The 479-nt window shown below is 51.4% G+C and carries 2 tRNA genes; both read right to left on the bottom strand.

The features are described from left to right. Positions 1-117: 117 nt before the first annotated feature. Positions 118-193 (bottom strand) — tRNA-Gly (locus tag QTO00_RS20785). A 2-nt stretch (positions 194-195) separates the two neighbouring features. After that, a tRNA-Met gene (locus tag QTO00_RS20790) sits at positions 196-272 on the bottom strand. Between the last annotated feature and the right edge of the window lie 207 nt (positions 273-479).

The raw sequence follows: 479 nt of genomic DNA on the forward strand, positions 1-479 counted from the left end.
CACGAGGTTCCCTATTCATAAACAGATAGGCGTGACCTCAACCTCGGCAAAGCTGCGCTCAATCAACTGAGCTAGTGTCGCATTCGTCACCGTTGAGTACGATGACAACTATAAATTTGGAGCGACACACGAGGTTCGAACTCGTGACCTCAACCTTGGCAAGGTTGCGCTCTACCAACTGAGCTAGTGTCGCATTGGTTGCGGGGGCCGGATTTGAACCGACGACCTTCGGGTTATGAGCCCGACGAGCTACCAAGCTGCTCCACCCCGCGTCCGTATTTCACCGTTAAGTACGATGACAACTATAAATTTGGAGCGACACACGAGGTTCCCTATTCATAAACAGAGAGGCGTGACCTCAACCTCGGCAAAGCTGCGCTCAATCAACTGAGCTAGTGTCGCATTCGTCACCGTTGAGTACGATGACAACTATAAATTTGGAGCGACACACGAGGTTCGAACTCGTGACCTCAACCTTG

The sequence above is a fragment of the Vibrio sp. M260118 genome, from assembly GCF_036533755.1.
Classification (GTDB): Bacteria; Pseudomonadota; Gammaproteobacteria; order Enterobacterales; family Vibrionaceae; genus Vibrio.